The organism is Streptomyces sp. NPDC059008 (genome assembly GCF_042749045.1).
GTDB lineage: Bacteria > Actinomycetota > Actinomycetes > Streptomycetales > Streptomycetaceae > Streptomyces.
On record NZ_JBHYJC010000089.1, the window covers coordinates 1 to 12,414 of the forward strand.

Consider the following 12,414-nt stretch of genomic DNA (forward strand, 5'->3'; position numbering starts at 1 on the left):
TGTCTCAAGACCCGACGTGTGTATCGCGTGCCAACTCGCGACGTTGAATCTCAAGGTGAGAAGCTGTTTTCGAACTCTGGTCGTGAGGCCTGTTCGACTGTCCGAGGTGTGTGACTGCGGGCAACTGGACTGTCGGTGCTGGTGGTTAGGGTCTCTGGCATGACTGACGACCGAATGATGCGTCGCTTCTCTGGCCACTCCCATGCTGGCGCGCACGAGACCACACCTGTGATTCAGCTGGACGGTGCTCTCGTTACGGTCAGCGTTGACGATGACGGGACCTTGTGGACCTGCGACCTCGTTGGTGGCGCATGTGCCAAGCGTGATCTGGAGCTCGACGCGGCTGGCCCGGAAGACGACTGGTACTACGAGAACGGCGTATGGGACGAGGACGACCCCGACGAGGACGAGAGGCCGAAATTCGAAGCGGACGATATCGTCTCCGCCTTGACGGTGGCGCATCTGGACGGGCGTCCCGTCGTCGTCACCGGCGGCGGCCGGTTCGACCTGTCGATTCCCGAGCACTGGGACCTGATCGGAGGGGCGGTGCGTGTCTGGGATCTGCGCACCGGGCGCAAGATCGGGAAGACGCTGACCGGTCACGGCCTGGGCGTCTGCTCGCTCACTACCGTGGCGTCCGACCAGGGGCTGATCGCCGTCAGCAGCTGCGAGAACGGCAAGCTGCTGGCCTGGAATCTGACTCGGGAAGGTGAACGGGTCGCGGAAATCGAGGGCAGCTACAACGGAGGGATGGGAGCGGGCCTCGTCGACGGCCGACCGGTCGCCGTCATCGGCGGCCACGACGACTTCCTTCAGGCCTGGGACCTCTTCTGCGGCGAACAGATCGGCAAGAGCCTGGCCGGTATCAAGAACCTTGCGCGGGCTATCGCGATCACGGAAGTGAACGGCCGGACGGTGGTGGTGGCCGGCGGTGACGACGAAGCGGTGAACAGATGGGACCTCACCACACAGGAGCCGATCGGATCGCCTATGACCGGCCACACCGACACCATCGCGACATTGGGCACCGCGCATGTCGCAGGCCGCACGATCGCCGTGACCGGCAGCAATGACGGCACCACCCGCGTGTGGGACCTGGCCAGTGGCCGGCAGATCGGCGCCCCGTTCACCGGCCACCATCTCCAGATGGTCACCAAGATCGCAGGAACCCCGGTCGCCGTCACCCAGAGCTCTGACGATATCCGCGTGTGGGATCTGACTCTCGCCACCCGCTAGCCTCGACGCTCCCGTTCCCCCTTTTCTGTGGCCGTCGGGCTCCCTGGCGGCAACTTCCGCTTCGTATCGTGGCGGCATGGGCAGGGACGGTGTTCCCCGGCTGCGGCTCGTTGTGGTCACGGACGACGATGCCGGTCCGCGGTTGTGTCGTGGGTGCGGTGGTCCGCTGCTGCCGGCGGCGAGGGCGGCGGCGTTGTTCTGCTCGTCTGCGTGCCGGTCGCAGCACCCCACAACGCCGTGACCTGCAGAAAGAGGATGTGACACAGCTTGTGAGGGGCCCGCACCGCGCCGGCTCCCGCTCGCCCGGACGAGCCCTACAGCACGTCCGAAGCCGAGTCCGCCGGGCGTCGTCGTGCCGCACGGGCGGCCGGCAGGGTCGCGGCCGCCCCCGCGACCGCCACGGCCAGGGCGACGACCAGCAGCAGAAGGCTCAGGGCGGGGCGCTGGGCGATGCCGGTTCCCCAGCCGCTGGTGTGGCCCTGGAGGTTGATCAGCCATTGCGCGGCGAGGACGCCGAGCGCCGTGCCGGCCACTGCGGCGGCCAGGGCGACGAAGCCGGCGGCCGAGACGATGACCGCGATGATCTGACGTGGAGTCAGGCCGACGGCCCGCAGGGCGAGGAGGTCGCGGCTGCGGTCGCGTACGGCGGCGCCGACCGTCGTCGCCAGTTCCACGAGCCCGATCAGGGTCACCACGGCGATCAGGCCGGCGGTCACGGCACGGACCGAGGTGAGCTGGTCGGCGGGGTTGGGCGTCTGGCGCACTTCGAGACGGCCGGCGGAGGCCTCGGTCAGGGCGTGGCGTACGGCGCCGGGGTCGGCGTCGTGCGGCAGGACGAGGTGGTAGAAGTCCGGACGGGGCGAGGCGGCTCCGGCGGACGCCGGGGGCTCGTCGCGCAGGGTGTCGAGGGTGGTGGAGACGGTACGGCCGCCGTCGGCGGTCTCGATGCCGCGGCCGACGAGGTGCAGGACGTGCGGGCGGCCGGCGACGGTCATCCGGACCCAGTCGCCGACGTGTGCGTCGAGGAGGTCCAGCAGGCCCTGCCCGGCGACCGCCTCGTCGGGGCCGTGCGGGGCGCGCCCCTCCGCGAGGGCGTAGGGGTAGGGGTGGGCATCGGTGCCCAGCCCGCGCAGCGTGATCGTCCCGGTCTGGCCGGGGACGAGGGCCTGGACCTCGCTGCCGGGGTAGGCGGTGACGTTCGGCTCGGTGGCGAGCAGCCGCTGCACCTGGCGGTCGTCGAGGGTGTCGGAGCGGGCGGTGAGGGCCGCGGGCAGGCCGACGCTCTCCGGGTGGGTGGTGAAGCGGTCCAGTGTGGTCCAGGTGCCCAGGGCGATGGTGATCAGCAGCAGGGGCACGGCCAGGCGCGCCACGGCGGCCGTCGAGCGCAGCGGGCGGTGGAAGGCGCCGCGCCAGCCGAGGACCAGGGCGGGCGGGATGCCGAGGCCGAGCGCCCGCCGGGTCGTGGCGGACGGCCGTCCGGCGGTGACCGCGGCGGCGCGGGCGACGGGCACCGGCGGCACCCGTCCGGCCCGCCACGCGGCCAGGCAGGTCGCCGAGCCGATGAAGACCATCACCCCGCCGACGATCACGAGCGGCAGCCAGGCGTGCTCGGGGAGCTGCTCCCACAGCGTCATCGCCTCCCCGATCCGGCCGGGGACGAGGGCGCCGAGCGTCTGGGCGAGCAGCGCTCCGAGGGCGGTGCCCAGCAGTGCGAGACCGAGGTGGAGCGCGAGGAACATGCGGACGACCTGGCCGGGGGTGAAGCCGATGGCCTTGAGGACGGAGATGTCGCGCAGGTGTCCGTGGACGCGGTTGGTGATCGCGCCGCCCACGGCGAGGGCGGCGGCGAGCAGGGCGCCGAGGCCGAAGAGGCCGAGGAGCCGGGCCAGGAGGTTGTTGTCCCCGGCGGCCTCGGCCTTGGCCTGGCGCCAGGTGGAGACGTCGGTGATCTGGTCGGCGCCGAGCTGGGTGACCGCCCGCTGGACGACGTAGTCGGTGTCCTCGGGGTGGGTGAGCTGGAGGCCGACGGTGCGGCCGCGCTGGTCGGGGGCCGCGTCGGAGGCGGTGAGGGTCCTGGGCAGCACCCAGGCCACGCCCGGGGTCTCGCCCGCGTGGAAGGGGGCCTCGGCGGTGTCGGCGATGCCGACCACCCGCAGGGGCGCCTTGAAGCCGCTCAGGACGAGGGAGTCGCCCGGTTCGGCCCACATCGCGCGGGCCACCGAGCTGTCGAGCACGATGCCCTGGGTGGCGCCGGCGTCGGCGCCCTCGTCGAGCCAGCGGCCGGCGACGGTCTGCGGGGCCGCGGTGGTGGGGCGCTCGGCCGTGCCGCGCAGCTCCAGGGTCGCCTTGGTGCCGCCGGGCTGGAGGGCGGCGCTGGTGCGGACGGTGCGGAAGGGGCCGGCGGTGGCGCGCACCTCGTCCAGCCGCGCGAGCGATCCGGCGGGGGCGTCGGCCTGGGTGTGGATCCAGACGTGGGCGCCGGCGGACTGGGTGAAGACGCGCTGCCAGGGGTCGGTGGCGTAGGCGAAGAGGGCGGTGGCCAGCAGGAGGGAGATGGTGATCCCGGCGGTGGCCAGCACGATCAGCACGGCCGCCGGGCGGTGTGCTCTGAGGTGCGCCTGGGTCCAGCGTGCCGCTGCTCGCACAGGTCAGCCCTTGAGCTTCAGGACGTCGGCCACGCCGGCGGCGGGGCGGTCGTGGGGCTCGCCCAGCTGCGCGTCGTCGACGACCTGGCCGTCGTGGAAGCTGATCACCCGGTCCGCGGCGCTGGCGATCCTGGCGTCATGGGTGACCAGCAGGATGGTCTGGCCGCGCTGGTGGAAGCGGGCGAGCAGCCGCAGCACCTCACGGGTGCCCTTGCTGTCGAGGCTGCCGGCGGGTTCGTCGGCGAGCAGCAGGCTGGGCGTGTTGACCAGGGCGCGGGCCAGGGCGACGCGCTGCTGCTCGCCGCCGGAGAGCTCACCGGGTGTGCAGTTCTCCTTACCGGTCAGGCCCAGCTCGTCGAGCAGCTCGGCACGGGCCGTGCGGGCCTGCCGGGGGGATTTGCCGGCCAGCAGCGCGGGGAGCTCGACGTTGTCGGTGACGGTGAGGTTGGAGACGAGGTTGAAGAACTGGAAGACGATGCCGATGTGCTTGCGGCGCAGCACCGCCCAGCGTGCCTCGCTGTAGGCGTCGACCTGGCGGCCGCCGAGCCAGAGGGAGCCGCTGTCGGGGCGGTCGAGGCCGCCGAGAAGGTGCAGCAGAGTGGACTTGCCGGCTCCCGAGGGGCCGGTGACGGCGACGAATTCGCCCCGTTCGATACGGAGGTCGACGCCGCGCACCGCGTGGACGGGGGCGCCGCCTTCCGGCCGGTGGGTCTTGACCAGGCCGGCTGCCCGCACTATCGGGCCGGATGGCTCGTCCCGGTTCATTCCCACTCCTCTTGACAGCGCTCCAGCCAGTCGAGGTCCGCCTGCAGGTGCAGCATCGCGCCCTCGATCAGCAGTTGTGCGACGCGGTTGCCGCGGTCCTCGACCGCCGCGAGTTTCGACAGGTCGCGCATGGTGTTGAGGTACTGGCGGCGCTGCTTGTTGATCAGGGCGATCTGGTTCGCGGTCCCGGTGTGCCGGGCGAGGGCGAGCTTCATGAAGAACTCGTCCCGTACCCGTGGTTCCGCGGTGGTCTCCTCGAACCACGCGTCCACCGTCTCCCGTCCCGCCTCGGTGATCCGGTAGATGCGCTTGTTCGGACGGTCCGACTGCTCGACGTCCTCGCCCTCGATCAGGCGCGCCTTCTCCAGCCTGCCCAAGGTGACGTAGATCTGGCCGACATTTGGCTGAGGGTAGGCGGCGCCGAGGAGGTTCTCAAGGGCCTGTTTGAGTTCATAGCCATGTGCGGGTCCGCTGACCAGCAGTGCCAGGAGTGGCAGCCGCACGCTCTCTCCCTCTCCTCCCCGCCGTACATGCCGGTTATCTGGGCCTGTCCGACTGTGAGCCGGATCGCCGTCGTATCTTCCTGCGACATCTAGTATCCCGCATGGCTAACAGGTATACATGGGGCGGGCTGTCGGTCCTGTGTCCCGTCGACGCCTGGTTCAAGGAGGAGCCCATGCGGTGGAAGCGTGCCGCGGGGAGGGCTCTGCTGATCTGTTCACTGCTGTTCGCGGGCAGTGCGGGCGCGCAGGCCGGGGAGCCGGCCGGCGGCTCGGACGGCCGGGGCCCGGTCACGCTGGTGACGGGCGGCGACCTCACGGGTTATCTGCGGGGTGTCCTCGACGGCTGGAACGAGCGGCATCCGCGCGAGAAGGTGACGCTGGTCGAGCTGCCGGACGCGGCCGACGAGGTCCGGGCGCAGATGGTCACCGAGCTGCGCTCGCGCAGCGCCCGCTTCGATGTGCTGAACATCGACGTGGCGTGGACGTCGGAGTTCGCGGCCGCGGGCTGGATCAAGCCGGTGGACGGCGGACAGTTCCCCCTTGATCGTTTCCTGCCGCCGGTGGTGGACACCGCCACCTTCCGGGGCCGGCTCTACGCGGTCCCGTACGTGACCAACGCGGCGTTGCTCTACTACCGCAAGGACGTCCTGGAGAAGGCGGGCGCACACCCGCCGCGCACCTGGGCGGAGTTGTCCCACCTGGCGAAGACGGTCGCGCCCAAGTACGGGCTGGACGGCTACGCGGGACAGTTCCTGCCGTACGAAGGGCTGACGGCCAATGTCGTCGAGGCCGTCCAGTCGGCGGGCGGCACGGTGCTCGCCGGGGAGGGCGAGCGGGTGACGGTGGACTCCCCCGCGGCCCGCCGGGGTCTGTCCTTCCTGCTCGACGGGGTGCGCGAGGGGTGGATCCCCCGGCGTGCGCTGTCGTACAAGGAGGAGGAGTCCCGCGAGGCGTTCCAGGACGGCCGGCTGCTGTTCCTGCGGAACTGGCCGTACGCGTACGCGCTCGCCGGCGGCCCGTCCTCGAAGGTGGCGGGGAAGTTCGGCGCGGTGCCGCTGCCGGGTCCCGACGGGCCGGGGTCCAGTGCGCTGGGCGGTTCCAATCTGGCCGTCAACACGCAGTCGCGGCACCAGAAGACGGCCACCGAGCTGATCTCGTATCTGACGTCGGAGGCGGTCCAGCGCCGGGTGCTCACCGAGGGTGCGCTACCACCGGTCTGGGCCGGGCTGTACACCGATCCCCAGCTGGTACGGCGGTTTCCGTACCTGCCCACGCTCAAGCGGAGCATCCTCGCGGCCAGGCCGCGCCTGAAGAGCCCGCAGTACGACCAGGTGAGCCTCGCGGTGCAAGCGGTGATGCATGACGCGCTGGTCCACCGGCGGAGCACGGACGCCACCGTCGCGCGTCTGGAGTCCGAGCTGAGGGCGATCGTCAGCCGCGGCTGACCCCCTCTCCTTTGGTCGCGAGGGCGACCCATCTCTAGTTACTTGTTAGGTACAGCCTCGCACTGCCGTCCCTCTTGGTGCTGCATAAGTCACCGCAAACTAGGACACTTTACGGGCATATTCGTCCGTTCCGTTGACACCCAAATGACATCCCTACTTAACATGCATGCATAACGGCGACCAGCAGGTCGCACAGCACGCCCCTGCAAGAACGGGATCACGGCAGATGCTCACAGCCACGGCGGACAACGGCCGGCCGGCCGACTCCGCGCCCTCTCTCCCCCTCCCCGGCCCGGGTGCCCCCGCGCTCTCTCCGGCCGTCGAGGACGCGTCCCGGAACACGGCTCAGCGCTGGTGGCGCGACGCGGTGATCTACCAGGTCTACGTCCGCAGCTTCCTCGACAGCACCGGCGACGGCATCGGTGATCTCGACGGCGTCCGCACGGGGCTGCCGTACCTCAAGAAGCTGGGGGTGGACGGCATCTGGCTCAGCCCCTTCTACCCCTCCCCGCAGCACGACCACGGCTACGACGTCGCCGACTACCGCCAGGTGGACCCCGTCTACGGCGACCTCGCCGCCTTCGACCTCCTGGTGGCCGACGCCCACCGGCTCGGCCTGAAGGTGCTCCTGGACATCGTCCCCAACCACTGCTCCAGCGAGCACCCGTGGTTCCGCGCCGCCCTGGAGGACCGGCCGGGCAGCCCCGCACGCGAGCTGTTCCACTTCGCCGACGGGCGCGGTGAGAACGGGGAGCTGCCCCCCAACAACTGGCGGGCGATGTTCGGCGGCCCCGCCTGGTCCCGCGTCACCGAGGCGGACGGGACCGCCGGCCAGTGGTACCTGCACATGTTCACGCCCGAGCAGCCCGACCTGAACTGGCGCAACCCCGCCGTGGGCGCCGACTTCGAGAAGGTGCTGCGCTTCTGGCTGGACCGCGGCGTGGACGGCTTCCGGATCGACGTGGCCGCGGGCCTGTTCAAGCACCCCGAGCTGCCCGACTCCCCCGACCCGTCGGCCGACGAGCGGACCCGTGACTCGGTCAACCCGCTCGCCTGGAACCAGCCCGAGGTGCACCAGGTGTGGCGCGAGTGGCGCGCGCTGTGCGAGGAGTACACCGCCCGCGACGGCCGCGACCGACTGCTGGTCGGCGAGGTCTCCGTACGGACACCGAGCGAGCAGGCCGCCTACGTCCGGCCGGACGAGCTGCACCAGGCGTTCTTCTTCCATCTGCTGACCGCGCGCTGGGACATCGACGTCTTCCGCACGGTGATCTCCGAGGCGCTGACCGACATCGCCGCCACCGGCTCCACCGTCACCTGGGTGCTCAACAACCACGACCAGGTCCGCACCGTCACCCGCTACGCGGCCGGGTCCGGCGGCGGGACCGGTGCCACCACCGGGACGGAGTCCGCGGACGGGTGCGGACCGGCGCGGGCCCGTGCCGCCGCCCTGCTGATGCTGGCGCTGCCCGGCGCGGCGTACATCTACCAGGGCGAGGAGCTCGGGCTGCCGGAGGTCGTCGACCTGCCGGACGAGGTCCTCACCGACCCGATCTTCCACCGTACGGGCAGCCGGCAGCACATCCGCGACGGCTGCCGGGTGCCGCTGCCCTGGTCCGGACACGCCTCCCCGTTCGGCTTCACCGCCACCGCGGACGCGCCTGCGCCCTGGCTGCCGCAGCCCGCGTGGTTCGCCGAACACACCACGGACCGGGCGCTGTCCGACACCCGGTCGTTCTGGCACCTGTACCGCGAAGCGCTCCAGCTGCGCCGCAGCCTGCCGCAGCTGGGCGAGGGCACCCTGCGCTGGCTGCCGTCGTCCCCGCTGGTCCTGGCGTTCGTCCGCGGCGACGGCCTGGTCTGCGCGGTCAACTTCGGCACCGAGCCGGTGCCGGCGCCCGTACCGGGTGTCCCCCTTCTGGCCAGCGGCGACTGCCCGGCGGGAACCCTGCCCGGCTCCACCGCCGCCTGGTGGATGCACACCCCCGACCCCCGATAACACCCCCTCCAAGCCCCGCCCCGCTGGCCCCGCCAGTGCCCCGCCCCTCCTCGCAAGTCCTCCCGAAGGGAATCCCACGATGAGACGCTCCGCAGTACGACACACCCGAGTCGCCGTTTCCGGCGCGGCCGTGCTCGGCCTGGCGCTGACCGCCACCGCATGCGGCGGCGACGTATCCGCCGGAGGCGGCAAGCAGGAACTCAACGGGCAGACGGTGACCGTCGCCGGGGTCTGGACCGGCGTGGAACAGCGGAACTTCAAGAAGGTCCTGGACGCGTTCTCCGAGAAGACCGGCGCCAAGGTCGTCTTCTCCTCCACCGGCGACAACGTCTCCACCGTCGTCGGCAGCCAGATCGAGGGCGGCAACGCGCCCGACGTGGTGATGGTCCCCCAGGTCGGTGTGCTCCAGCAGTTCGCCAGGAAGGGCTGGCTGGCTCCGCTCTCCCCGGAGATCGCCGCCGCCGCCAAGAGCAACTTCGCAAAGGTGTGGAAGGACTACGGCACGGTCGACAAGACCTACTACGGCCTGTACTTCAAGGCCTCCCACAAGTCGACCGTCTGGTACAGCCCGGAGGCCTTCCAGCAGGCCGGTGTCGAACCCGCCAAGACCTACAAGGAGTTGCTGGCCTCGGGCCGCACCCTCTCCGACTCGGGTGTCCCGGCCTTCTCCGTGGCGGGCGAGGCCGGCTGGCCGCTCACCGACTGGTTCGAGAACATCTACCTCTCCCAGGCCGGGCAGGAGAACTACGACAAGCTCGCCGCCCACAAGATCCCCTGGACGCACCCCACCGTGGTCAAGGCGCTGACCACTCTGGGCAAGCTGTTCGGGGACAAGAGCCTGGTGGCCGGCGGCGGATCGGGCGCGCTGCGCACCGACTTCCCCGAGTCCGTCCAGCAGGTCTTCGGCCCGGAACAGCAGGCGGCCATGGTCTACGAGGGAGACTTCGTCAGCGCCCTGGTCACCGACGAGCTGCACAAGGAGGTCGGCAAGGACGCCAAGTTCTTCCCCTTCCCCTCCGTCGACGGCGGTAAGGCGCCGGTGGTCAGCGGTGGTGACGCCGCGGTGGTGCTCAAGACCGGGAAGAACAAGAAGGCCGGGATGGAGCTGGTGAAGTACCTGGCCTCCCCCGAAGCGGCGAGCGTCTGGGCCAAGGCCGGCGGCTACATCTCCCCCAACAAGAAGGTGCCCGCGGGCGCCTACCACGACGAGGTCACCCGCGATGCGGCCAAGTCGCTGACCGGCGCCGGGAACTCGGTGCGGTTCGACATGTCCGACCAGGCGCCCGCGGCCTTCGGCGGCACCCAGGGAGCCGGCGAGTGGAAGCTGCTGCAGGACTTCCTGCGCGACCCCGCCGACCCCGAGGCGACGGCGGGCAAGCTCGAGGCCGCCGCGGCCAAGGCGTACGGAAAGTAAGGACCAGGGCCCCCTCCATGCCTGTCACCACTCCGGAGGTGCCGCGCGCGACGACGCGCGGCACCCCGTCCCTCCCGCCGCGCGGCACCCCCCGCCGGCCCAGTGCCCCCGTCCGGCGCGCCGTCCGGCGCCGCCGCCGGATCGCCGCGGTGTTCCTGTTTCCCGCGCTGTTGCTGCTGGGCGCGCTCGTCGCGTACCCCATCGTCTTCTCGGTGATCCGCAGCCTGTACGACGCCTCGGGCGACACGTTCGTCGGCGCCGGCAACTACACCCAGATGTTCCAGGACCCGGCCACGCTCCGGGCCATCCGCAACAGCGCGATCTGGGTGGTGTTCGCCCCCGCGCTGCTGACCGGACTCGGCCTGGTCCTCGCCGTCCTGACCGAGAAGATCCGCTGGAAGACCGCGTTCAAGCTGCTGATGTTCATGCCCATGGCGATCTCCTTCCTCGCCGCCGGCATCATCTTCCGCCTGGCCTACGAACAGGATCCGCAGCGCGGCGTCCTCAACGCGGTCACCGTCGGCATCCACGACAGCGTCCAGGGCGAGTCCGCCTCCTTCCCCACCGCCAAGACGCGCATCGGGGACAAGCAGTTGACCCACGCCCGTGACGGCTCCTACCGCACGGCCGACCGCACCTCCCCCGGACACACCGTCAACCTCGGGCTGGTCGGCGTCGCGCCCAAGGACATGCCGCCGCAGGCACGACCGGCCGCACCGGCGGCCAACGCCCCGGCCGGCGACGGCGAACTGCGCGGTGTGGTCTACCTCGACTTCACCCCCGGCGGTGGCGGCACCCCCGGCACCGTGGACCGCGGCGAGCGGGGACTGCCGCGGCTCTCGGTCGAGGCGGTCGACTCCCACGGCAAGGTGGCGGCCACGGCCACCACCGGGCCGGACGGCTCCTACCGGCTGAAGGGCCTGTCGCCGGGTTCCTACACCGTCCAGCTCCCCGCGAAGGACTTCGCCCCGCCCTACGAGGGCGTCTCCTGGCTCGGCCCGGCCCTCATCACCCCCGCCATCATCGGTGCCTACATGTGGATCTGGACCGGTTTCGCGCTCGTGCTGATCGGCGCGGGCCTCTCCTCGATGCCCCGGGACGTCCTGGAGGCCGCGCGGATGGACGGCGCGAACGAGTGGCAGGTGTTCCGCCGGATCACCGTGCCGCTGCTCGGCCCCGTCCTGGGCGTGGTGTTCGTGACGATGGTGATCAATGTGATGAAGGTCTTCGACCTCGTCTACATCATCGCCCCCGGCCCCGTGCAGCAGGACGCCAACGTCCTGGCCCTGCAGATGTGGCTGGTCTCCTTCGGCGGCGGCAACAACCAGGGCCTGGGCAGCGCCCTCGGCGTCCTGCTGCTGCTCCTGGTGGTGCCGGCCATGGCCCTCAACATCCGACGCTTCCGCAGGAGCCAGTCTTGACATCCTCGCCGGGTTTCCACGCAAGGAGATTTCGATGACCACCGTCCAGGGAACCGCCGCGTCCCGCAAGCGGGCGGCCGCGCGGCCGGCGAAGTGGCTCAGCCGCGGCGCGATCCAGCTCCTCCTGGCCGTCGTCGGGCTGGTCTGGCTCACTCCGGCCGCGGGCCTCTTCCTCTCCTCGCTCCGTACGGAGGAGTCGAACGCGAGCAGCGGGTGGTGGACCGCGCTGACCGCGCCCGGCCAGCTGTCGTTCGACAACTACGCGGTGCTGCTGAAGGACTCGGGCATCGTCCAGGCCTTCTGGAACACCGTGTTGATCTCGGTGCCCACCACCCTCGCCGTGGTGGCGTTCGCCGCGCTGGCCGGATACGCCTTCGCCTGGATGGAGTTCCCCGGCCGGGACTGGATCTTCCTGGTGGTGGTCGCCATGCTCGTGGTGCCGGTCCAGATCGGACTGCTGCCGGTGGCCAAGCTGTTCGGCGCGCTCGGCCTGTTCGGCTCCATCCCGGGCGTGATCCTCTTCCACACCGCCTACGGTCTGCCGTTCGCCATCTTCCTGTTGCGCAACTACTTCGCGGAGATCCCCAAGGAGATGCTGGAGGCCGCCCGCATGGACGGCGGCGGGGAGTGGCGGATCTTCTCCCAGCTGGTGCTGCCGCTGGGCCGCCCCGCCATCGCCAGCCTGGCCATCTTCCAGTTCCTGTGGGTCTGGAACGACATGCTGGTCGCGCTCCTCTTCGCCGACAACTCCTCGCAGCCGCTGACGGTGGCCCTGCAGTCGCAGATGCGGCAGTTCGGCAGCAACATCGGGGTGCTGGCGCCCGGCGCGTTCCTGTCCCTGATCGTTCCGCTGATCGTGTTCTTCGTGTTCCAACGGCACTTCGTCCAGGGGATCATGGCGGGTTCGGTCAAGTAGCCCGCCCCCGGGACGTACGGGGGGATGGGCGAGGCGGGGCCGGGGGTTGCGGCGCCGCCACGCCCATGGC

At 70.9% G+C, this 12,414-nt stretch carries 9 protein-coding genes; 6 read left to right on the forward strand and 3 right to left on the reverse strand.

Features of this window, described 5'->3' with window-relative positions; all coding sequences use genetic code 11:
• Nucleotides 1-159 precede the first annotated feature (159 nt).
• Nucleotides 160-1,236, forward strand: coding sequence for a WD40 repeat domain-containing protein (locus ACFWZH_RS38980; protein ID WP_384443111.1), 1,077 nt, complete (start codon nucleotides 160-162; stop codon nucleotides 1,234-1,236).
• A 314-nt stretch (nucleotides 1,237-1,550) separates the two neighbouring features.
• Here the strand turns inward: ACFWZH_RS38980 and ACFWZH_RS38985 are convergent, their stop codons facing one another.
• The 3 genes from ACFWZH_RS38985 to ACFWZH_RS38995 are packed head-to-tail and all read right to left on the reverse strand — an operon-like array spanning nucleotide 1,551 to nucleotide 5,149.
• Complete coding sequence (locus tag ACFWZH_RS38985; protein WP_384443114.1) at nucleotides 1,551-3,881, reverse strand: FtsX-like permease family protein; 2,331 nt, start codon at nucleotides 3,879-3,881, stop codon at nucleotides 1,551-1,553.
• A 3-nt stretch (nucleotides 3,882-3,884) separates the two neighbouring features.
• Nucleotides 3,885-4,646, reverse strand: coding sequence for an ABC transporter ATP-binding protein (locus tag ACFWZH_RS38990; RefSeq protein ID WP_384443117.1), 762 nt, complete (start codon nucleotides 4,644-4,646; stop codon nucleotides 3,885-3,887).
• Nucleotides 4,643-5,149, reverse strand: coding sequence for a PadR family transcriptional regulator (locus tag ACFWZH_RS38995; protein ID WP_384443120.1), 507 nt, complete (start codon nucleotides 5,147-5,149; stop codon nucleotides 4,643-4,645). The genes ACFWZH_RS38990 and ACFWZH_RS38995 overlap by 4 nt, the downstream gene beginning before the upstream one ends.
• A 173-nt stretch (nucleotides 5,150-5,322) precedes the next feature.
• Between ACFWZH_RS38995 and ACFWZH_RS39000 the strand changes: the two genes are divergently transcribed.
• The 5 genes from ACFWZH_RS39000 to ACFWZH_RS39020 all read left to right on the forward strand — a co-directional run bounded on the left by ACFWZH_RS39000 (nucleotide 5,323) and on the right by ACFWZH_RS39020 (nucleotide 12,344).
• Nucleotides 5,323-6,594: an ABC transporter substrate-binding protein gene (locus ACFWZH_RS39000; RefSeq protein WP_384443135.1), complete on the forward strand. Its 1,272-nt coding sequence runs from the start codon at nucleotides 5,323-5,325 to the stop codon at nucleotides 6,592-6,594.
• 226 nt (nucleotides 6,595-6,820) lie between these two features.
• Nucleotides 6,821-8,593, forward strand: a complete 1,773-nt coding sequence (locus ACFWZH_RS39005) for a glycoside hydrolase family 13 protein (protein ID WP_384443123.1) — start codon at nucleotides 6,821-6,823, stop codon at nucleotides 8,591-8,593.
• Nucleotides 8,594-8,672: 79 nt separating this feature from the next.
• The gene (locus ACFWZH_RS39010) at nucleotides 8,673-10,007 is read left to right on the forward strand and encodes an ABC transporter substrate-binding protein (RefSeq protein WP_384443126.1); all 1,335 of its coding nucleotides are present in this window, start codon (nucleotides 8,673-8,675) and stop codon (nucleotides 10,005-10,007) included.
• Nucleotides 10,008-10,024: 17 nt separating this feature from the next.
• On the forward strand, nucleotides 10,025-11,428 hold the full coding sequence (locus ACFWZH_RS39015; RefSeq protein ID WP_384443129.1) for an ABC transporter permease subunit: 1,404 nt from the start codon (nucleotides 10,025-10,027) through the stop codon (nucleotides 11,426-11,428).
• A gap of 34 nt (nucleotides 11,429-11,462) precedes the next feature.
• Nucleotides 11,463-12,344 (forward strand): carbohydrate ABC transporter permease, encoded by an 882-nt coding sequence (locus ACFWZH_RS39020; protein WP_384443132.1) that lies wholly within the window; start codon nucleotides 11,463-11,465, stop codon nucleotides 12,342-12,344.
• The last annotated feature ends 70 nt before the right edge of the window (nucleotides 12,345-12,414 follow it).